Annotated in this window: 19 protein-coding genes; 15 read left to right on the plus strand and 4 right to left on the minus strand. The window is 71.0% G+C overall.

All coding sequences use genetic code 11. The features are described from left to right. Window positions 1-511: 511 nt before the first annotated feature. Entirely contained in the window at window positions 512-802 is a 291-nt protein-coding gene (locus tag M3667_RS08365; protein WP_251507244.1) for a dioxygenase, read from the minus strand. 129 nt (window positions 803-931) lie between these two features. Between M3667_RS08365 and M3667_RS08370 the strand changes: the two genes are divergently transcribed. The 11 genes from M3667_RS08370 (at window position 932) to M3667_RS08420 (ending at window position 13,594) form a co-directional block, all read left to right on the plus strand. Then, on the plus strand, window positions 932-2,347 hold the full coding sequence (locus M3667_RS08370) for a replication-associated recombination protein A (RefSeq protein WP_251507248.1): 1,416 nt from the start codon (window positions 932-934) through the stop codon (window positions 2,345-2,347). Window positions 2,348-2,535: 188 nt separating this feature from the next. After that, on the plus strand, window positions 2,536-3,165 hold the full coding sequence (gene rpsD / locus M3667_RS08375) for a 30S ribosomal protein S4 (RefSeq protein WP_144833486.1): 630 nt from the start codon (window positions 2,536-2,538) through the stop codon (window positions 3,163-3,165). A 749-nt stretch (window positions 3,166-3,914) separates the two neighbouring features. Beyond that, entirely contained in the window at window positions 3,915-4,202 is a 288-nt protein-coding gene (locus tag M3667_RS08380) for an ATPase (protein ID WP_230704630.1), read from the plus strand. A 63-nt stretch (window positions 4,203-4,265) separates the two neighbouring features. Further along, entirely contained in the window at window positions 4,266-6,935 is a 2,670-nt protein-coding gene (gene alaS, locus M3667_RS08385; protein WP_251507251.1) for an alanine--tRNA ligase, read from the plus strand. Then, window positions 6,932-7,405 (plus strand): Holliday junction resolvase RuvX, encoded by a 474-nt coding sequence (gene ruvX / locus M3667_RS08390; RefSeq protein WP_251507254.1) that lies wholly within the window; start codon window positions 6,932-6,934, stop codon window positions 7,403-7,405. The genes alaS and ruvX overlap by 4 nt, the downstream gene beginning before the upstream one ends. Before the next feature lie 2 nt (window positions 7,406-7,407). Beyond that, entirely contained in the window at window positions 7,408-9,228 is a 1,821-nt protein-coding gene (gene mltG, locus M3667_RS08395; RefSeq protein WP_251507259.1) for an endolytic transglycosylase MltG, read from the plus strand. Beyond that, window positions 9,222-10,058: a shikimate dehydrogenase gene (locus M3667_RS08400; protein WP_251507262.1), complete on the plus strand. Its 837-nt coding sequence runs from the start codon at window positions 9,222-9,224 to the stop codon at window positions 10,056-10,058. Before mltG ends, M3667_RS08400 begins: the two co-directional genes overlap by 7 nt. Before the next feature lie 4 nt (window positions 10,059-10,062). Then, window positions 10,063-11,289 (plus strand): chorismate synthase, encoded by a 1,227-nt coding sequence (gene aroC, locus M3667_RS08405; RefSeq protein ID WP_251507265.1) that lies wholly within the window; start codon window positions 10,063-10,065, stop codon window positions 11,287-11,289. 172 nt (window positions 11,290-11,461) lie between these two features. Continuing rightward, window positions 11,462-11,950, plus strand: coding sequence for a shikimate kinase (locus tag M3667_RS08410; protein ID WP_144833783.1), 489 nt, complete (start codon window positions 11,462-11,464; stop codon window positions 11,948-11,950). Continuing rightward, window positions 11,947-13,023, plus strand: a complete 1,077-nt coding sequence (aroB, locus tag M3667_RS08415) for a 3-dehydroquinate synthase (RefSeq protein ID WP_144833474.1) — start codon at window positions 11,947-11,949, stop codon at window positions 13,021-13,023. The genes M3667_RS08410 and aroB overlap by 4 nt, the downstream gene beginning before the upstream one ends. 34 nt (window positions 13,024-13,057) lie before the next feature. Then, entirely contained in the window at window positions 13,058-13,594 is a 537-nt protein-coding gene (locus tag M3667_RS08420) for a GNAT family N-acetyltransferase (protein WP_251507268.1), read from the plus strand. Window positions 13,595-13,787: 193 nt separating this feature from the next. Here M3667_RS08420 and M3667_RS08425 read toward each other — a convergent pair whose 3' ends face one another. The 3 genes from M3667_RS08425 to M3667_RS08435 form a co-directional block, all read right to left on the minus strand. Beyond that, window positions 13,788-15,107 carry an MFS transporter gene (locus M3667_RS08425; protein ID WP_251507271.1) on the minus strand — a complete coding sequence of 440 codons (1,320 nt, stop codon included), beginning with the start codon at window positions 15,105-15,107 and terminating at the stop codon, window positions 13,788-13,790. A gap of 13 nt (window positions 15,108-15,120) precedes the next feature. Continuing rightward, window positions 15,121-16,026, minus strand: a complete 906-nt coding sequence (locus tag M3667_RS08430) for a shikimate dehydrogenase (RefSeq protein WP_251507275.1) — start codon at window positions 16,024-16,026, stop codon at window positions 15,121-15,123. A gap of 315 nt (window positions 16,027-16,341) precedes the next feature. Further along, complete coding sequence (locus M3667_RS08435; RefSeq protein WP_154096656.1) at window positions 16,342-16,974, minus strand: TetR/AcrR family transcriptional regulator; 633 nt, start codon at window positions 16,972-16,974, stop codon at window positions 16,342-16,344. Window positions 16,975-17,036: 62 nt separating this feature from the next. Between M3667_RS08435 and M3667_RS08440 the strand changes: the two genes are divergently transcribed. The 4 genes from M3667_RS08440 to nusB all read left to right on the plus strand — a co-directional run bounded on the left by M3667_RS08440 (window position 17,037) and on the right by nusB (window position 20,367). Then, the gene (locus M3667_RS08440; RefSeq protein WP_251507278.1) at window positions 17,037-18,848 is read left to right on the plus strand and encodes a sugar phosphate isomerase/epimerase and 4-hydroxyphenylpyruvate domain-containing protein; all 1,812 of its coding nucleotides are present in this window, start codon (window positions 17,037-17,039) and stop codon (window positions 18,846-18,848) included. 13 nt (window positions 18,849-18,861) lie between these two features. After that, entirely contained in the window at window positions 18,862-19,320 is a 459-nt protein-coding gene (locus M3667_RS08445) for a type II 3-dehydroquinate dehydratase (RefSeq protein ID WP_251507281.1), read from the plus strand. 73 nt (window positions 19,321-19,393) lie between these two features. Continuing rightward, window positions 19,394-19,954, plus strand: coding sequence for an elongation factor P (gene efp / locus M3667_RS08450; RefSeq protein WP_144833458.1), 561 nt, complete (start codon window positions 19,394-19,396; stop codon window positions 19,952-19,954). A 2-nt stretch (window positions 19,955-19,956) separates the two neighbouring features. Then, window positions 19,957-20,367, plus strand: a complete 411-nt coding sequence (gene nusB, locus M3667_RS08455; protein WP_144833456.1) for a transcription antitermination factor NusB — start codon at window positions 19,957-19,959, stop codon at window positions 20,365-20,367. Window positions 20,368-20,432: the final 65 nt, after the last annotated feature.

Consider the following 20,432-nt stretch of genomic DNA (forward strand, 5'->3'; position numbering starts at 1 on the left):
CGGGACGCGGGCCGGGGGCTACCGGGGCGGTCGGAGTCTCCGCGGTCGCGGATGCGTCCTCGGCGGGGGCGTCTTCGGCGGGAGCCTCAGCGGCAGCAGCGTCCTCAGCGGGGGCGTCCTCGACGGCGTCAGCGGCGGGAGCCTCGTCCGCAGGAGCACTCTCGGCGGGCGCGCCCTCCGCAGGTGCGTTTTCGGCGGCAGCCTCGTCGGCGGCGGGGACGCCAGCCGCGTCTTCGACGGGGGATCCCTCGGCGGGCGCGTCCGACGTCTCATCGGCGGAAGCCGCAGCCGTCAGGTCGCCGGAGGCCGCGGCATCCGGAGTCTCGACGGCCTCGGCCGTCTCGGCGCTGTCGGCCTGGGTGGTGTCGACCTCGACGTCGTTCGCGGCGTCGCGCGGGTCGGAGGACTCGGGGGTGGGGACGGAAGTCACGGGTAGCACCTCATCGCGGCAGAACCGCCTGGGGGAGAAGGACCCTCCGAGCCTAGTACGCGCGGCCCCCGCGAGACAGGATCAGGGTGTCGGCGTCGGCGTGGATGCAGGCGTGGCGGGGGAGGTGTCGGGCGTCGACGCGGGCGAGGCGGGTGCCGATGGCGAAGGCGCGGGAGCCCCGGGCCCGGCAACGAAGTAGGCGGTCTGCACGCCGATGGCTCCGGCGATCACGACGAGACCGACCACGACGGCGAGCAGGTTGTCGCGCCGACGCCGGCGTCCCTGCCGCTCGTGCAGCTCGAGCCGCGCCTGGTAGGTGCGGGCGCGCTCGCGCTGTTCCCGCGTCTGCCGGTCTTTTCCGCGCGTCGCCACCATCGACTCCTCTCGCCCGTCACGGGCCCCTCGATCCTACAAAGCGGCGCCCGGGTGAGACTCCCGCCCGCACCCGGCGCGGTCCGTTCGCCCGGGCGCGATGTCGGAGGCCGCCGTTAGCCTGGAGGGGTGACCCCTTCCTCCGCCCTCTTCCAGGGCCAGACGCCGCTCGCCGTGCGCATGCGGCCGACCAGCCTCGACGAGGTCGCCGGCCAAGGGCACCTGCTGCGACCGGGATCACCGTTGGTCACACTCGCGACGACCGACTCCTCGTCCTCCGCGTCGGCGGCCTCGGTCATCCTCTGGGGCCCGCCCGGCACCGGCAAGACGACGCTCGCCCAGGCCATCGCCCGATCGTCGGGGCGACGCTTCGTCGAGTTGTCGGCGATTACCGCGGGCGTCAAAGACGTTCGCGAGGTCATGCAAGAAGCCCTCACCCAGCGCGATCTGTATGGGCAGTCGACGATCCTGTTCCTCGACGAGATCCACCGCTTCACCAAGGCCCAGCAAGACGCGCTGCTCCCCGGCGTCGAGAACGGCTGGGTCGTGCTCATCGCCGCGACCACCGAGAACCCGTCGTTCTCGGTGATCTCGCCTCTGCTCTCACGCTCGCTCCTCCTGACCCTGCGGCCCCTCGGCGACGACGACCTCGGAGCCCTGGTGGATCGCGCGGTCACCGACCCCCGCGGCCTCGCCGGGCGCGTGGTGCTCGACGACGACGCCCGGGCGGCCCTCGTGCGCCTGGCCTCGGGCGACGCCCGACGCGCCCTCACCGCCCTCGAGGCCGCGGCCTCCGTCGCGGGCGACGATGCGGGGGCGACGGCCCCGGCCGTCCGCGACGCAGAGGACGAAGACGACTCTGACGACGACGAGGATCCCGGTCCGTTCACCGGCGGGGGAGACGAGCTCCCCGTCATCACCGCCGACCACATCGCCCAGGCCGTCGACCGCGCGCTGCTGCGCTACGACCGCCAGGGCGACGAGCACTATGACGTCATCAGCGCCTTCATCAAGTCGGTGCGGGGGTCGGATCCGGATGCCGCGATCCACTACCTCGCGCGCATGATCGAGGCGGGCGAGGACCCCCGTTTCATCGCGCGGCGCCTCGTCATCTCGGCTGCGGAAGACATCGGCATGGCCGATCCGCAGGCCCTGCAGATCGCGGTCGCCGCGGCCGACGCGGTCGCGTTCATCGGCATGCCCGAAGGGCGCATCCCCCTGGCCGAGGCAACCGTGTACCTGGCCACGACCGCCAAATCGAACGCCGCCTACAACGCCATCAACGCCGCGATCGCCGACGTGCGAGCGGGCGGCTTCGGCCGGGTGCCGATGCACCTGCGCGACGCCCACTATCCCGGCGCCAAGCGGCTCGGGCACGGCAAGGGCTACAAGTACGCGCACGACAGCGAGATCGGCATCGTCACGCAGCAGTACCTCCCCGACGAGCTCGTCGGCCGGCGCTACTACGAGCCCACCAGTCACGGCGCCGAACGCGACGTGTCGGCACGTCTCGAGAAGATCCGTCGCATCCTCGAGGGGCGCTGACGCGGCATCCGGAATGCTCCCGGCGCGCTCTGATAGCATGAACCGGCTCGAAACAGGGTTTTCGGGCATCCCCTCCTTCCTGTGATCACCTTCCGGTGCGCCCCGGCGTGCGCTTCGGATCGGGCGGAAGGGGGCGATACGCCCGTGAGCCGTGAAAGGCGCGGCCACGTCATCGGAAGGAGAACTTCGTGACCACGAAGTCTCAGGACCGCCGCAAGGTGCGTCTGTCGCGCGCCCTCGGCGTCGCACTCACCCCCAAGGCCGCCCGCTACCTCGAGAAGCGTCCCTACGCTCCCGGTGAGCACGGCCGCACCAAGCGCAAGGCCGACAGCGACTACGCCGTCCGTCTCCGTGAGAAGCAGCGTCTGCGCGAGCAGTACGGCATCCGCGAGAAGCAGCTTCGCATCGCGTTCAACGAGGCCCGCCGCACCGACGGCCTGACCGGTGAGAACCTGGTCGAGCTGCTCGAGATGCGTCTGGACGCCCTCGTCGTGCGTTCGGGCTTCGCCCGCACCACCGCGCAGGCTCGCCAGCTCGTCGTGCACCGCCACATCATGGTCGACGGCCAGCTCGTGGACCGCCCGTCGTTCCGCGTCAAGCCGGGCCAGCTGATCCACGTCAAGACCAAGAGCGAGGGCCTCGAGCCCTTCCAGGTCGCCGCCGCCGGTGGGCACGCCGAAGTGCTGCCCCCCGTTCCGGGCTACCTCGAGGTCGACCTCTCCACGCTGCAGGCGAAGCTTCTGCGTCGCCCCAAGCGCGCCGAGGTTCCCGTGACGTGTGAAGTTCAGCTCGTCGTCGAGTACTACGCCGCCCGCTGATCCCAGCGAGCAGAGAAGGGCGTCGGGTTCTCCCGGCGCCCTTCGTCGTTCCCGGGTCGCGCTCTCGCGCGGCCCTGCGTCGTTCCCGGGTCGCGCTCTCGCGCGGCCCTGCGTCGTTCCCAGGTCGCGCTCTGCTCGCTCTGGGTTCGTTTGCCCGAAATGGCGCGCGCTCCGTCCAGCCGCCGACCATACGCGGCAATCGAACGCGCACGGCGTGCATTCACTTGCCCGAGATGGCGCGCGCTCCGCCGAGCCGCCGACCATACGCGGCAATCGAACGCGCACGGCGTCGATTCACTTTCTCGAGATGGCGCGCGCTCCGTAGGGCCGCCGACGATATGCGGCAATCGAACGCGCACGCCGTGCATTCGCTTGCCCGAAATGGCGCGCGCTCCGCCGAGCCGCCGACCACATGGGGCAATTCAACGCGCACGCCGTGGATTCGCTTGCCCGAGATGGCGCGCGCTGCGCCGAGCCGCCGACCATAAGCGGCAATCGAACGCGCGCGGCGTGCATTCATTTGCCCGAGATGGCGCATGCTGCGCCGAGCCGCCGACCATGGGGGCGATCGAACGCGGAGGAGTCGATGCGGCTGCCCCGCACGGTGCCGGTGCGGGTGCGCGGTCGGGACCGTTGGCGGGATGGAGGCCGGAGAGGCGGCATCCACAAGTCTGCCTTGTGCGCACCGCGGGGGCCGTCGCTTACGATGAGGGATGCCGCGATCGCGGCGTCGTATCGAGGAAGAAGTGGTGATCGTGAAAAGCCTCGTCTGGTTCGCGTTGGGTATCGCCGGTGGTTTCGTCGCCGCCCACCTGGTCAACAAGGACCCGCGCGGGCAGGAGGTGCTCGCCCAGCTCGACTCGCGCATCGGCGAGTTCACCGACCGCATGAGCGACGCCTACCACCAGCAGGAGACCCGCCTCTCCGAGATCATCGACGACGCCAAGGGCGTCGCCGCCGCCGCTGTCGACAAGACCGCGGATGCCGTGGGCGACGCCGCCGCCACGGCCACGAAGGCCGTTTCCTCCTCCGACTGACCTCCCTGCGGCATCCGCCCCCGAACACCGGGGCGAACCCGCACGCGCACGGAAAGACCCGCCATGAAAACCGCCGAGATCGCCCAGCGCTTCCTCGACTTCTTCGAGAAGAAGAACCACACGATCGTCCCCTCGGCCTCGCTCGTCACCGACGACCCGGCCCTGCTGTTCACCGTGGCGGGCATGGTGCCCTTCATCCCGTATCTCAGCGGTGTCGTTCCGCCGCCCTACCCCCGCGCGGCCGACGTGCAGAAATGCATCCGCACCAACGACATCGAAGAGGTCGGCAAGACCCCGCGTCACGGCACCTTCTTCCAGATGCTCGGCAACTGGTCGTTCGGCGACTACTTCAAGGAAGACGCGATCCGCTTCGCGTGGGAGCTACTCACCGCGCCCGAGTCGGAGGGCGGACTCGCCTTCGACCCGAAGGACCTCTGGGTCACCGTCTACGAAGAGGACGACGAGGCCCGCGACCTCTGGCTGAAGCTCAGCACCCTGCCCGACGAGCGCATCCAGCGCCTCGGCAAAGACACGAACTACTGGTCGACCGGCCTGCCGGGCCCCGCCGGCCCCTGCTCGGAGATCTTCTTCGACCGTGGTCCCGCGTACGGCATCGACGGCGGTCCCGCGACCGACGACGACCGCTACGTCGAGATCTGGAACCTCGTGTTCATGCAGTACGAGATCACGAACGTGCGCTCGAAGTACGACTTCGACATCGTCGGCGAACTGCCCGCGAAGAACATCGACACCGGCATGGGCCTCGAGCGCATCGCGTTCATCAAGCAGGGCGTCGACAACATGTATGAGACCGACCAGGTGCGCCCCGTGCTCGACCTGGCCGCGAAGCTCGCGGGCAAGTCGTACGGCCAGGAGTCGCACGAAGACGACGTGCGCCTGCGCATCGTCGCCGATCACGTGCGGTCCTCGCTCATGCTGCTCGCCGACGGAGTGACCCCCTCGAACGAGGGACGCGGGTACATCCTGCGCCGCATCATGCGCCGCGCGATCCGCTCGATGCGCCTGCTGGGCGTCGAGGGCGCGACCTTCCCCGAGCTGTTCGCCGCCTCGCGCGACGCGATGAAGGAGTCGTACCCCGAGGTCGAGGCCGACTACGCGCGCCTCTCGGCCTACGCGATCGCCGAGGAGCAGACCTTCCTGCGCACGCTCGCGGCCGGGTCGGCGATCCTCGACCAGTCGGTCGTCGAGGCCAAGAACGGCGGCGGCACCACCCTGTCGGGCTCCGAGGCGTTCCTCCTGCACGACACCTACGGCTTCCCGATCGACCTCACGCTCGAGATCGCCGAAGAGGCCGGCCTCTCGGTCGACCGTGCCGCCTTCGACACCCTCATGCTCGAGCAGCGCACGCGCGCCAAGGCCGACGCCCGTGCCCGCAAGGGTGCGATCGCCGACCAGAGCGCGTACCGCGAGTTCCGCGCGCTGGGTGAGACCGTGTTCACCGGGTACACCGAGATGCAGACCGAGTCGAAGATCCTCGGCATCCTCGTGCAGGGTCAGGGCACCGACCGCGCGTCGGAGGGCCAGATCGCCGAGGTCATCCTCGCCGAGACCGCCCTGTACGCCGAGTCGGGCGGCCAGGTCGCCGACAAGGGCGTCATCGTCGGCCCGGGCTACGAGCTCGAGGTCCTCGACGTGCAGCGCCCCGTTCCGGGCCTCGTCAGCCACACCGTCGAGGTCACCACCGGAGAGGTGTCGGTCGGCGCCCCCGCGACGACCGTGGTCGACGCGCTCAACCGCCACGCGGCTCAGCAGGCGCACACCGCGACGCACCTCGTGCACGCGGCGATCCGCGACACGCTCGGCAAGAGCGCGACGCAGACCGGTTCGCTCAACCGCGCCGGCTACATGCGCTTCGACTTCAGCTGGGGCTCGGCGCTGTCGCCCGAGACCCGCACCGAGATCGAGGACATCGCCAACAACGCCGTCCGCGACAACCTCGAGGTCACCACGCGCGTGATGTCGCTCGATGAGGCGAAGGCCGCCGGCGCCATGGCGCTGTTCGGCGAGAAGTACGGCGACACCGTGCGCATGGTCGACATCGGCGGCCCCTGGTCGCGTGAGCTGTGCGGTGGCACCCACGTTGCCCGCAGCGCCGAGATCGGCCTGGTCAACCTCGTCGGCGAGCAGTCGGTCGGTGCCTCCAACCGCCGCGTCGAGGCCCTCGTCGGCCTCGACGCCTTCCGCGACCTCGCCGCCGAGCGCGCGATCGTCTCGCAGCTCAGCTCGAGCCTGAAGACGCCGCGCGAGCAGCTGCCCACGCGCATCGCCGAGCTGGCCGCCAACCTCAAGGCCGCCGAGAAGAAGATCGCGGCCTTCGAGGCGCAGGCCTTGACCGGTCGCCTGCCGCAGCTGGTCGAGTCGGCCGTCGCGATCGGCACGGTGCGCGTCGTCGCGCAGAGCCTGGGGGAGGGCGCGTCGGCCGACGACGTGCGCTCGCTCGCCCTGCAGGTGCGCGACCGTCTGGGCACCGACCCGGCCGTGGTGGCGCTTGCGAGCGTCGCGGGTGGTCGCGCCACCGTCGTCGTCGTCACCAACGACGCCGCGCGCGAGCGTGGTCTCGCCGCGGGTGCCCTGGCCAAGAACGCCGCGGGTGTGCTCGGCGGCGGAGGCGGCGGACGCCCCGATGTCGCCCAGGGCGGCGGAACGGATGCCGCGGCTCTGCCTCAGGCGCTCGACGGGGTTGTCGCCGACGTGCGGGCGACCACCGCGTGACGGGGTTCCGCCGTGGCATCCGCCTCGGGATCGATGTGGGGCGCGCCCGCGTGGGCGTGGCGCGCTCCGACCCCGACGGTGTGCTCGCCGTTCCGGTCGAGACGGTCCAGCGCAAGAAGGAGCCGGTGCGACGCATCGTCGCCCTCGCGGCCGAGTACGAGGCGTTCGAGGTGCTCGTCGGTCTGCCGCTGAACCTTCGCGGCGACGACACGCCCTCGACCACCGACGCGCGGGCGTTCGCCCACGCCCTCGCCGATGCTCTGCCGATGCCGGTGCGCCTGGTCGACGAGCGCCTGAGCACCGTGTCGGCACACGGTGTCCTGCGAGAAGCAGGACGTTCCCAGCGCGATTCTCGTAGCATTGTGGATCAAGTCGCCGCTGTGGTGCTGCTGCAGCAGGCGCTCGACGTGGAGCGACAGTCCGGCGAGCCGGCCGGACCCGCCGTCACACCGGGACAGGAGCCCGCCTGACAATGCCCGAGAACCAGCCCCCCGAGAACGACCCGTTCGCCGACCTGTACGGCCGTCTGCCCGACCCCCGCCGGGGCGCGCGGTCTTCGTCCGGAGACGACGCTGCACCCCCGTCGCGGCGTGCCGCGCGCGAGGCCCGCCGCACGCAGACGGGTCCGCCCCCCACCCCCGAGTCGTCCGACGCCCCGACGCCCGACGCCGCTCCGCGCTTCGATGCGGCCCGCCGTGCCCCCGAGGACACCCCCGCGGCTCCCGCGGCTCCGCGCGTCGACGCCGCCCGCCCCGCCCCGCAGGAGACCCCTGCCCCCGCGCCCGCCCCGCGCGCCGCCGACGTCGGCCCCACCGTCGTGCCGACGACCGACCCGGCCGCAGAGGTTCCGGATGCCGCGCCCCGGCGCACGGCATCCGCCCCCGCTCTCCGCGGAGACGACCTGGCCCAGCCCGGCCCGGTCCGCCGGGGCACGGACGGCCCCGCTCTCTCGTCGGACGCCGCGCGCCGCGCCGCCGCCGCCGCACCCGCCCCGGCAGCCCCCTCCGGCCCGTCCGCTGCCGCTTCGACCCCGGTCGACCCCGCGCGTGACGAGGTGCGCGAACCCGTGCTCGTCGGCGCCGGAGCCGCGGCCGCCGGGTCTGCGGCATCCGGTTCGCGCTCCGCCGCAGCGGGGTCGCTCGAAGACCTCTTCACCGGCCAGACGACCACCCACGACATCGGGGAGCACGCCCCGCGTGCAGCGAAGAAGCGCCGACGGGTCGCCGGGTGGATCGCCCTCGCCATCGTCGTCCTGATCGTCGGTGGCGTGGCCGCCGGCGGCATGTACGTCTGGAACACCTACGGCGATCGCGTGCGCGAATTCCTCGGCACGAGCGAGCCCGTCGAGTACGCCCCCGGCGAGGCCACCGGCGAAGCCCGCGTGACGATCGTCGCGGGTGACACGGGTGAGTCCGTCTCTCCCAAGCTCTTCGACGCCGGCGTGACCAAGGCGTCGAACTCGCTGTACAAGTACATGGTCGACAACGCCGTGGGCTTCACCTTCCAGCCCGGCGTCTACAAGCTGCAGCAGAAGATGACCTCCGAGGCGGTCATCGCGGCGCTGAAAGACCCGGCCAGCCGACTGAACTACTCGGTGCAGCTGCGCGAGGGCCTGACCCTCAACCAGTCGCTCGACCTCATCGCGGAACAGCTCAAGATCCCGCGCGCCGACCTCGATGCCGCGACCGCCGACCCCTCGCAGTACGGGGTTCCGGCCTCGACGCTCGAGGGCTGGATCTTCCCGGCCACCTACGACTTCGACGAGGGCGTCACCGCGCAGCAGGTCATCCAGACCATGGTGCAGCGCACCGTGCAGTCGCTCGACAAGGCCGGAGTGCCCGAGGCTGATCGCGAGCGGATCCTCATCATCGCCTCGATCATCGAGCGCGAGGCTCGCAGCAGCGAGGACTTCTACAAGGTCTCGCGCGTGATCGAGAACCGCCTGCAGCCCGACAACACAGAGACGCACGGCCTGCTGCAGATGGACTCGACGGCCCAGTACGGCGCGAACGAACTCGACGCCGGTTCGTCGTCGTCGAGCGAGAACGCGCTGACGAGCGACAACCCGTGGAACACCTACATCCGCCCGGGGCTCCCCGTCGGACCGATCGCGAATGCCGGAGACCTCGCCATCGACGCGGCCATGCACCCCGTCGACGGCACCTGGTACTACTTCACGACCGTCAACCTGGCCACCGGTGAGACGGTGTTCTCGACCACCTACGCCGACCAGTTGAAGGCCGTCGACCAGTTCCAGGCCTGGTGCCGCGAGAACCCCGACGGCGGATGCTGAGCGGCCCGACCCGGCTGGCCGTCTGGGGCGACCCGATCGCGCATTCGCGGTCGCCCCGGCTGCACGCCGCGGCCTACGGCGTGCTCGGGCTCAACTGGGAGTACGACCGGCGCCAGGTCGACGATGCGTCGTTCGCCGGCGAGATCGCAGCCCTCGACGCGACGTGGCGGGGGCTGTCGCTCACGATGCCGCTCAAGCAGGTCGCTGCGGCCCGCGCGGCGACCCTCGACGACGACGCGCGCCTGACCGGCGCCGTCAACACGTACCTTCTGACCGCCGACGGACCGCACGGGTTCAACACCGACGTCGGCGGCCTCGCGCGCGCCCTGGACGAGTACGGCGTGCGCGAGCCGCGGCTGGTGCGGGTGCTCGGCGCGGGGGCGACGGCGACCTCCGCGGTGGTGGCGGCGGCCCGCGCCGGAGCCTCGACGGTCGAGGTGCGCGCCCGTCGCCCCGAAGCGGCCGCGCGGCTCACGGACCTCGGGTCCGCTCTGCAGGTCGAGGTGCGGGCCCGATCGCTGGACGATCCGCATCTCGCGTCGGCGGATGCCACGATCGCGGCGCTCCCGGGCGGGATCGACCTCGGCCCGGTCGGCGACGCCCTGGCATCCGGCTCCGGCCCCCTCATCGATGTCGTCTACGGCGGGTGGCCGACGCCTCTCGCCCTCGCGTGGGAGCGGTCGGGCGTCGCCGCGCACGACGGCCTCGGGATGCTGCTGCACCAGGCCCTGCTGCAGGTGCGGGTGTTCGTGGGGGAGGACCCGGCACGAGCCCTCTCGCGCGAGCCCGAGGTGCTGGCCGCAATGCGCATCGCGCTCATGGGAGACTAGGGACATGCTTCGCGTCTTCACCGCCGGCGAGTCCCACGGCCCCGAATTGATCGCCCTCATGGAGGGGATGCCGGCCGGCGTTCCCATCTCGTCGGCCCAGATCCGCGCCGAGCTGGCGCGTCGGCGCCTGGGTTACGGCCGCGGCTCGCGCATGAAGTTCGAAGAAGACGAGCTCACGCTCTCGACCGGCATCGTGCACGGCTTCACCATCGGCAGCCCCATCGCGCTGCGCATCGGCAACACCGAGTGGCCCAAGTGGACCGAGGTGATGAGCCCCGAGCCCGTCGAGCTCTCCGACCGCTCGCGCGGCCGCGGCGCCGCCCTCACGCGTCCGCGCCCCGGCCACGCCGACCTGGTCGGCATGCAGAAGTACGGCTTCGACGAGGCACGTCCGATCCTCGAGCGCGCCTCGGCCCGCGAGACCGCCGCGCGCGTGGCCCTCGGTGCCATCGCCCGGTCGTTCCTGGGCGAGCTCGGCATCCGCCTCGTCAGCCACACGCTGTCGATCGGGCCGGTCCGCTCGCCCGAAGACGCAGCTCTCCCCACCCCCGATGACGTCGAGCGTCTCGACGCCGATCCGCTGCGGTGCTTCGACGCCGACACCTCGGCCGCCATGGTCGCCGAGGTCGACGACGCGAAGAAGTCGGGCGACACCCTCGGCGGTGTCGTCGAGGTGCTCGCGTACGGCCTGCCCCCCGGACTCGGCTCGCACGTGCAGTGGGACCGCCGCCTCGACGCGAGGCTCGCGCAGGCGCTCATGAGCATCCAGGCGATCAAGGGCGTCGAGGTCGGCGACGGCTTCCTCACCACGACCCGCCGCGGCTCGCAGGCCCACGACGAGCTCTTCGCCACCGACGGCGGCATCACCCGCTCCTCCGACCGCGCGGGCGGCACCGAGGGCGGCATGTCGACCGGCACCGTGCTGCGAGTGCGCGCGGGCATGAAGCCGATCGCCACGATCCCCAAGGCGCTGCGCACCGTCGACGTCGCCACCGGTGACACCGCCGCGGCCCACCACCAGCGTTCCGACGTCTGCGCCGTGCCCGCCGCGGGCGTGGTCGCCGAGGCCATGGTCGCCGTGACCCTCGCCGACGCGGTGCTCGAGAAGTTCGGGGGCGACAACGTCGCCGAGACGCGCCGCAACCTCGAGTCGTACCTGGCGAACCTGCCCGAGACGCTCCGCACGAGCGACGCGTCCGACGCGGCGCTGCTCGCGCATGACCTCGCCTGAGCGGGTGCCCGCCGACGATCCGCACGCCGGGACACCCGGGCTTGCGGGGGTTACCGGCAGCGCAGCGGCACCCGGTGTTCCCCGCGCGCCCGGCGGTGCGGCGGCACCCGGGCCCGACGCGGCACCCGGACCCGACGGCGCTGTCGGCCCCGCCGTCGTGCTCATCGGTCCGATGGGCGCCGGCAAGACGAGCGTCGGGCGTCGCGTTGCGCGTGCCCTCGGCACGACCTTCACCGACACCGACAAGCTCGTCGTTCGCGATCACGGACCGATCCGCGACCTGTTCCTCGCCCACGGCGAGCCGCACTTCCGCGCCCTCGAGCGCGAGGCCGTCGTCGAGGCCCTCGGGCGCGGCGGGGTCGTCGCCCTCGGTGGCGGAGCCGTGCTCGACCCGCTCACCCGCGAACGCCTCACCGCGCACCGCGTCGTGCTGCTGACGGTGTCGCCGCACGTGGTGGCCTCTCGCATCCACGGCGACGAGCGTCCCCTGCTGGGCGGCGAAGACCCGGCCGAACGCTGGCTGCGCATCTTCGAGGAGCGTCGGCCCATCTACGAATCCACCGCCCACATCGCGTTCGACACGTCATCGGGGCCGTTGTCCCGCGTGGTCGACGACATCGTGGCCTGGGCGCAGAGCGTCCCGGCCCAGGAGGCACCATGAGCGACACCACGACCATCTCCGTCGCCGGCGACCCCGGTTACGACATCACCGTCGGCCGCGGGCTGCTCGCGACCCTCGGTGAGAAGCTGCCCGCCGGGGCGCAGAAGGTGCTCATCGTGCACCCGCCGACCCTCGCGAAGCAGGCCGAGGCGCTGCGCGCGCAACTCGTCGGCGATCGCCAGGTGCTGCTGGCCGAAATTCCGGATGCCGAGCAGGGCAAGCGCGTCGAAGTGGCGGCGTTCTGCTGGCAGGTCATGGGCCAAGCCGACTTCACCCGCACCGACGTCGTGATCGGCTTCGGCGGGGGAGCGGTCACCGACCTCGCCGGCTTCGTCGCCGCGACCTGGCTCCGCGGCGTCGCGCTCGTGCAGGTGCCCACGACCGTGCTCGGCATGGTCGACGCGGCCGTCGGCGGCAAGACCGGCATCAACACCGCCGAGGGCAAGAACCTCGTCGGCGCGTTCTGGCCCCCGGTCGCCGTGGTCTGCGACCTCGACCTTCTCGACACGCTGTCGAAGAACGAGGCCACCGCGGGGTTCGCCGAAGTGGTCAAGGCGGGCTTCATCTGGCATCCGGAGATCCTCGATCTCATCGAGGCCGACCCGACGGGGATCGTCGACCCGCGTGGTGACGCGTTCCGTCGCTGCGTCGAGCTCGCGATCGACATGAAGGCCCGCGTCGTCGGCGAAGACCTGCGCGAGGCGGGGCTACGCGAGGTGCTGAACTACGGGCACACCCTCGGCCACGCGATCGAGCACGCCGAGCGCTACCGCTGGCGCCACGGCGCGGCCATCTCGGTCGGCATGGTGTTCGCCGCCGAGCTGTCGCGTCTGGCCGGTCGCCTGTCCGACGACGTCGCTCAGCGTCACCGCACGGTGTTGGAGTCGCTGGGCCTTCCGACGACCTACCGCGCCGGCGCGTTCCAGACGCTCAAGGCCACCATGCAGCGCGACAAGAAGAGCCGCGGCAGCATGCTGCGTTTCATCGTGCTCGACGACCTCGCCCGCCCGACCGTGCTGCAGGCTCCGGACGAGTCGCTGCTGTTCGCGGCGTACCAGGAGGTCGGTGCGTGAGCTGCGCACGGTGCCTTGTGGAGAAGACGCGCGCGTGAGCGTCACCGTGCGCCGGGTGCGCGCGGAGGAGGGCGACCGCGTCCGCGCGCTGCGCCTGCGCGCGGTGGGGGATCCCGCGGCATCCATCGCCTTCCTCACCACCCTCGAGCAGGAGCTCGAGCGCGATCGGGCGTTCTGGGACGAGCGGGCCACGGCGGGAGCGTCGAGCGACGCGGTGGCGATGTTCGTCGCCGAAGACGCCGATGCGTGGGTCGGATCGGTGACGGTGCTGGTGCGTCTCGCAGGCCAGGTCGACCACACGGGGCGTCCGCTGATCGAGGGTCGCGCCGACATCGTGGGCGTGTACGTCGCGCCGGAGGCGCGCGGTGCGGGCGCAATCGACGCGCTGCTCGACGCCGCCGCGCGCTGGACCGCAGACCGAGGCTTCGAGACCGTGTCGCTCGACGTGCACGTGGACAATTTCCGGGCCCAGGCGGTCTACCGTCGCGCCGGATTCGTACCGACCGGCGAGAAATTCACCGGTCCCATCGGCCCCGAACTCGCGATGAGCCGCTCGCTGCGCACGCTCTGACGCGCAGGGGCGTCGGGACGACCGCGCCCGTCGGAGAATCGCGTGGTTTCCTCCCCGTCCACGCGGAGCTTCCGTTCCGCTGAGGTCGTTCGCCTCCCGTGACCCGCGGTTCCGGATGCCGATGTGCCGCACGCGAGCCCCGCCAGCACGAAAGCCCCACCTCCCGGAAGAGATGGGGCTTTCGCGTCAGAGGTCAGACCGTGGCGGGAACGCGGCGCTCGGCCGCGAGACCCAGCTGGTCGGTGGGCACATCCTTCGTCTCGCGAGCGGTCAGGGCGCTCACCGACGCGATGACCGCGATGATCGCGGTGAAGACGCTGATCACGACCCAGCCTCCGGCGGCACCGCCACCGAGGGCGGCGACGATGCTGGGCGCGAATCCGGCCATGAGGAAACCGAGCTGCGTGCCGATCGCCATGCCCGAGAAGCGCACGCGGGTGCTGAACATCTCGCCGTAGAACGAGGGCCACACGGCGTTGGCCGCGGCGTATCCGCACGAGAAGGTGAGAATGGCCAGGCCGAAGGTCAGTAGGTCGTTCCCCGCACCCATCGACAGCATGTAGAACGGCATGAACACCGCCGACGACAGCGCGCCGTAGATGAACACGGGCTTGCGACCGACGCGGTCGGCGAGCTTGCCGAACAGCGGCTGCGTGAACAGCGCGACGACGTTGGCGACCACGACGAGCCACAGGGTGACGCTGGCCGCGAGGCCCTGCTCCTTGCCGTAGGCGATCGCGAGCGTGCCGAACACGGTCGAGACGGCGGCGATGAACGCGCAGCAGATCACGCGCAGGACGTCGCGCCAGTGGTTCTTCAGCAGGGGGATCAGGGGCATGCGGGCGATCTGGCCGGTGGCTTTGGCCTGCTCGAACTCGGGCGTCTCGTGCAGGCTGCGGCGGATGAAGAACGCCACGATCACCACCACGGCGCTCAGCCAGAACGGGATGCGCCAGCCCCACGAGAACTTGATGTCGTCGGGCAGGGCGACCACCGGGATGAAGATGAGCGCGGCGAGGATCTGACCGCCCTGCGTGCCGGTGAGGGTCCACGAGGTGAAGAACGACCGACGCCCGTCGGGGGCGTGCTCGAGGGTGAGCGACGAGGCGCCCGCCTGCTCACCGGCCGCCGAGAGTCCCTGCGCGAGGCGGCAGAGCACGAGCAGCACCGGAGCGAACCAACCGATCTGGGCGAAGCCGGGAAGACAGCCGATGATGAAGGTCGACAGACCCATCAGCACGAGCGTGAACATCAGCACCTTCTGACGGCCGATGCGGTCTCCGAAGTGGCCGAGGATCACGGCGCCGACGGGGCGGGCGATGTAGGCGAACCCGAAAGTCGCGAACGACATCACGAGGGCCGCCTGATCACCCGAGGGGAAGAACACCGTCGGGAAGATGAGGGCGGCGGCAGAGCCGAACAGGAAGAAGTCGTAGTACTCCACGGCGCTTCCCATGAAGCTGGCGGTGGCCGCCTTCACGGGAGTCTTCCGCGTCGTTGCGGTGGTGGTCATGGACGAATGCTCCTTAGCGGGAGAGGGCCGGGCCGACGGGGACGTCGGCGGTCGAGCCGGGGGTGACGAGGTCGAGGAAATGGGCGGTCATGCGGTCGGGATCGGGTCGCGTCCCGGTGATGAGGGCGAAGGCGTCGACGGCCTGGTGGACCGCCATGCGTCCGCCGCTGAGGGTGCGGCAGCCGCGCTCGCGCGCGGTGACGAGGAGTTCGGTGTCGAGGGGGCGGTAGACGATGTCGGCGACCCACAGCTCGGGGCGCAGCAGATCGGCGTCGAGGGGGAGTCCCGGGTGCTCCGCCATGCCGACCGGGGTGCAGTGCACGAGGCCGTCGGCATCGGCGAGCACGGCGGGAAGGTCGGCGGGGGCGGCGGTGTCGACGACGGCGAGCGGATGCCGTGCCGCGAGGTCGTCCGCGAGGCCCTGCGCCCGCGCGGGGTCGAGGTCGACGATGCTCAGCCGGGCGGTGCCCAGGCGCAGCAGCGCGTCGGCGACGGCCGACCCCGCCCCGCCGGCGCCGAGCTGGACGACGTGCCGGGTCTCGGCATCCGGGAGCCCGTCGGTGAACGCGGCGGCGAAACCTGTCGTGTCGGTGTTGTGGCCGACGCGGCCGGTGGGGGTGAAGAGCACGGTGTTGACCGCGCCGAGGGCGGCGGCGACCGGGTCGATGCGGTCGAGGTGCGCGAGCACGCTCTGCTTGCAGGGGTGGGTGACGTTGACGGCGTCGTAGCCGAGGCGCTCCGCCCAGGCGAGCACGTCGCCGATGCGGTCGGGGTCGATGCCGAGAGCCGTCAGGTCCAGCGGGCGGTAGACGTAGGTGAGCCCGAGCGCACGCGCCTCGGCCATGTGCATGGGCGGCGTCAGCGACGGGAGCACGCCCGTGCCGATGAGGCCCACGAGGTAGGGGTGCGAGTCGATCACGGTACTCCTTCGTCTCCGCGACACCGGCTTATGTACTAACCGGTACGTTCAGAGGAAACCACGCTCGCGCCGCGGTGTCAACGACGAGATCCCGGATGCCGTGGACCCAGGGCGCCGCGCGGGTGTCCGGTGGCTTCGACAGGCTCAGCCATCTGCGAACCGAGGTCCCTGAGCTTGCCGAAGGGCCCGGGCCCAGCGAGGTGTCCGGGTGGCTTCGACAGGCTCAGCCACCTGCGAACCGAGGTCCCTGAGCATGTCGAAGGGCCCGAGCCCCCGCGGGGTGACCGGTGGCTTCGACGGGCTCAGCCACCTGTGTCAGCGCGCGGGGGCCGTGAGCCAGCCGACCACCACGTCGCCGATCACCGCGCGCAGGTGAGGGCGACGGTCGGGAGAGGCGAGGTCGACGTCGAACAGGTGCCCGAACGTGTACTGGTTGGCGACCTGGAACACGCAGTAGGCGCTGATCACCAGGTGCACGTCGATCGCGTCGACGTCGGCGCGGAAGAGTCCGTCGGCGCGACCGCGCTCGAGGATCTCGTCGAGCAGACCCTTCGCCGGCTGCGACAGCGTGCGCAGTCCCTCGATCTGACGGATGAAGGTGCCGCGGTGGATGTTCTCGATCGCAACGAGACGGATGAACGCGTCATGCCCGACGTGGTGGTCGTAGGTCAGCTCGGCGAGGGCGCGGATCGCGTCGACCGGGTCGGCGTGATCGACGTCGATCGCGCGTTCGGCCTCGCGGATCCCGCGGTACGCCTCCTCGAGGACGGCCCGATAGAGCCCCTCTTTGCTGCCGAAGTAGTAGTAGATCATGCGCTTCGTGGTGCGCGTGCGGGCGGCGATCTCATCGACGCGGGCACCCGAGAATCCGTCTTCGGCGAACACCTCGGTCGCCACCGCGAGCAGTTCGGAACGCGTGCGTTCGGCGTCTCGACGTGCCTCGGCCATGGCTTCAACCTACTGGACGGGGGAGTGGACCCCGTTTGTACTAACTGGTACATTCGGCCGCCATGAAGACCTCGATGGCGACCGTCTGCATCAGCGGCACCCTGGCCGACAAGCTCCACGCGTGCGCGGCGGCCGGATTCGACGGGGTCGAGATCTTCGAGCCCGACCTGCTCGCCGCCCCCGAGAGCCCCGAAGAGATCGCCGCGATCGCCGCACGTCTCGGCCTCACCCTCGACCTCTACCAGCCCATGCGCGACGTCGAGGGCGTCGACGAAGACGCGTTCGCCGCCGTCCTGCACCGCGCCGAGGCGAAGTTCCGGCTCATGAACCGCCTCGGCATCGACCTGGTGCTGTGCTGCAGCAACGTGGCCACCGCGAGCATCGATGACGACGACGTCTCGGCCGGGCAGTTGCGCCGACTCGGCGATCTCGCCCAGGGCTACGGCATCCGGATCGCCTTCGAAGCCCTCGCGTGGGGGAAGTACATCGACGACTACCGCCGCGCGTGGCGCGTCGTCGAACGCGCCGACCACCCCGCGGTCGGGGTGTGCCTCGACTCGTTCCACATCCTCTCGCGGGGGCACGACCTGACCGACATTGCGCGGATCCCGGGGGAGAAGATCTTCTTCGTGCAGCTCGCCGACGCTCCGCGGCTCAGCATGGACGTGCTGTCGTGGAGCCGCCACCACCGCCTGTTCCCCGGCGAGGGCGACTTCGACCTGGCCGACTTCACCGCGCGCATCGTGGAGGCGGGATACACCGGCCCCTTGTCGCTCGAGGTGTTCAACGACACGTTCCGCCAGACCGATCCCCGCCGCACCGCCCTGCACGCGCGGCGTTCGCTGCGCTGGCTCGAGGACGCCGTCGCGCGCACCCTCGACGAGGTCCCGGCCGACCTGCGAATGCTGCCCGACTCCGCCGCCCCCTCGGGCGTGGACTTCGTCGAGATCAAGGCCGAGGACACCTCCGCGATCGAGGAGCTGCTGCACCAGCTCGGCTTCACCTCGCGCGGCCGGCACCGCACCAAGCCCGTGACCCTGTGGACCGCGGGCGACGCCCGCGTCGTGCTCAACGAGCAGCACGCGCGTGGGTGGGAGCCGCGTCTGGCCGCGATCGGGCTCGAGGTCGACGATGCCGAGGCCGTCGACCTGCGCATGCACGAACTGCGCGTTCCCCGGGCCTACCGTCGCACCTACGCCACCGAAGAGCGACTCGACGGCGCGGTCGCCCCCGACGGCACGGAGGTGTACTGGGCGCAGGCCGCCGACGAGGGCGAACCCGCGTGGGTCGCGGAGTTCGAGCACGGCGAGCCCGAGACCCCGACGACCGTCGCCGGAGTCGACCACGTCAGCCTCTCGCAGCCGTGGCAGGCGATCGAGGAAGCCACCCTGTTCTACACCGCCGGTTTCGCGCTGCGCGTCGACAGCAGCACCGAGGTCCCGGGGCCGCAGGGTCTCGTCGCCAGTCGCGTTCTCGGTTCCCCGGGCGGCGAGGTGCGCCTGCCGCTGAACGTCGCGCCGCCGATCCTCGCCGACCAGCGCGCCGGTGCCGCCCTGCCCCAGCACGTCGCGTTCGCGTGCACCGACGTGCGCGCCCTCGCCCGCGCCGCCCGGGAGCGCGGCTTCATCCCGCTCGCGATGCCCGGCAACTACTACGACGACCTCGCCGCGCGGTTCGAGATGACGGATGCCGCGGTCGACGAGCTGCGCGAGCTACACCTCGGCTACGACCGCGATGCCGCGGGGGAGTACCTGCACTTCTACACGCGCACGATCGGCGAGGTGTTCCTGGAGTTCGTCGAGCGCGTCGACGCCTACGCCGGGTACGGCGCGGGCACCGCCCCCGTGCGCCTCAGCGCGCAGGGTCGGCGCTGATAGCGTGCCGACCATGACCACGCCCCGCCGCCTGCTGCTCGTCAACGGTCCGAACCTCAACCTGCTCGGCACCCGGCAGCCCGAGATCTACGGCCGCGACACCCTTGCCGACGTCGAGCGGATCACCTCCGACGCCGCCGCGCGGTTGGGGCTCGAGGTGCGCGCGATCCAGAGCAACCACGAGGGCGTGCTGATCGACGCGATCCACGCCGCCCGGCTCGACTGCGCCGGCATCGTGATCAACGCCGGAGGGCTCACGCACACCTCCGTGTCGTTGCGCGACGCCCTGGCATCCGTCGATCTTCCCGTCGCCGAAGTGCACATCTCGAACATCCGCGAGCGCGAGAGCTTCCGGCACTTCTCGTACATCGAAGACGTCGCCGTCGTGCACGTGATCGGTGAGGGTGTGCCGGGCTACGCACGTGCGGTCGAACGTCTCGTCGAGGTCATCTCGGGCCGCGCCGACGGCTGACGGCGCGCATCACGTAGACTCTGACGTCGGGCTCTCGCCCCACATCGACTCACGAAACGGAATATCGGCACTCATGGCATCCACCGCAGACATCAAGAACGGCGTCGTCCTGAACATCGACGGTCAGCTCTGGAGCGTCGTTGAGTTCCAGCACGTCAAGCCCGGAAAGGGCGGCGCGTTCGTCCGCACGAAGCTCAAGAACGTCATGAGCGGCAAGGTCGTCGACCGCACGTTCAACGCCGGTGCCAAGATCGACCTCGAGAACGTCGACCGTCGCGACTTCACCTACCTGTACAACGACGGTGAAGGTTTCGTCTTCATGGACGTCGCCGACTACGACCAGATCACCGTCGGTTCCGCCACCGTGGGCGACGCCGCGAACTTCCTGCTCGAGAACCAGCAGGTGCAGATCGCGCTGAACAACGGCAACCCGCTCTACATCGAGCTCCCGCCGTCCGTCATCCTCGAGGTGACCTACACCGAGCCCGGTCTGCAGGGCGACCGCTCCTCGGCCGGCACCAAGCCCGCCACCGTCGAGACCGGCTACGAGATGCAGGTTCCGCTGTTCCTCGAGACCGGCACGAAGATCAAGGTCGACACTCGCACCGGCGAGTACCTCGGCCGTATCAGCTGACCTTGAGCGCCCGTACCAAGGCGCGCAAGCGCGCCCTCGACATCCTGTTCCAGGCCGACGTGCGCGGCGAAGAGCTCGCGATCATGCTCGCGACCGAAGCCAAGCGCGCCGCCTCCGAGCCCGCCCGCGAGGCCTCATGGCTCTACGCCCGCGACATCGTCGACGGAGTGATCGACAACCGCGACGCGATCGACGAGCAGATCACGACGTTCTCGAAGGATTGGTCGCTGCAGCGCATGCCCGCCGTCGACCGCGCCCTGCTGCGCATCGGCACGTGGGAGATCCTCTACAACGACGACGTACCGACGGCCGTCGCGATCGACGAGGCCGTGGAGCTCGCGAAGGAGTTCTCCACCGACGACTCCGGTTCGTTCGTGCACGGCGTGCTCGCGCGGATCGCGCGTTCGTCCTGAGCAGTCCCGCGCTGAGTCCTCGCGACGTGTCCCGACGCGGCCCCGACCCCCGGTCGGCGGTCGCG

The organism is Microbacterium sp. P26 (assembly GCF_023712585.1).
Classification (GTDB): Bacteria; Actinomycetota; Actinomycetes; order Actinomycetales; family Microbacteriaceae; genus Microbacterium; species Microbacterium algihabitans_A.

Excerpts from the sequence above, each read along its gene's own strand:
- alaS (WP_251507251.1), top strand. The coding sequence starts at position 4,266 with ATGAAAACCGCCGAGATCGCCCAGCGCTTCCTCGACTTCTTCGAGAAG.
- mltG (WP_251507259.1), top strand. The coding sequence starts at position 7,408 with ATGCCCGAGAACCAGCCCCCCGAGAACGACCCGTTCGCCGACCTGTAC.
- M3667_RS08400 (WP_251507262.1), top strand. The coding sequence starts at position 9,222 with ATGCTGAGCGGCCCGACCCGGCTGGCCGTCTGGGGCGACCCGATCGCG.
- aroC (WP_251507265.1), top strand. The coding sequence starts at position 10,063 with ATGCTTCGCGTCTTCACCGCCGGCGAGTCCCACGGCCCCGAATTGATC.
- M3667_RS08410 (WP_144833783.1), top strand. The coding sequence starts at position 11,462 with ATGGGCGCCGGCAAGACGAGCGTCGGGCGTCGCGTTGCGCGTGCCCTC.
- aroB (WP_144833474.1), top strand. The coding sequence starts at position 11,947 with ATGAGCGACACCACGACCATCTCCGTCGCCGGCGACCCCGGTTACGAC.
- M3667_RS08425 (WP_251507271.1), bottom strand. The coding sequence starts at position 15,107 with ATGACCACCACCGCAACGACGCGGAAGACTCCCGTGAAGGCGGCCACC.
- M3667_RS08435 (WP_154096656.1), bottom strand. The coding sequence starts at position 16,974 with ATGGCCGAGGCACGTCGAGACGCCGAACGCACGCGTTCCGAACTGCTC.
- M3667_RS08440 (WP_251507278.1), top strand. The coding sequence starts at position 17,037 with ATGAAGACCTCGATGGCGACCGTCTGCATCAGCGGCACCCTGGCCGAC.
- M3667_RS08445 (WP_251507281.1), top strand. The coding sequence starts at position 18,862 with ATGACCACGCCCCGCCGCCTGCTGCTCGTCAACGGTCCGAACCTCAAC.
- efp (WP_144833458.1), top strand. The coding sequence starts at position 19,394 with ATGGCATCCACCGCAGACATCAAGAACGGCGTCGTCCTGAACATCGAC.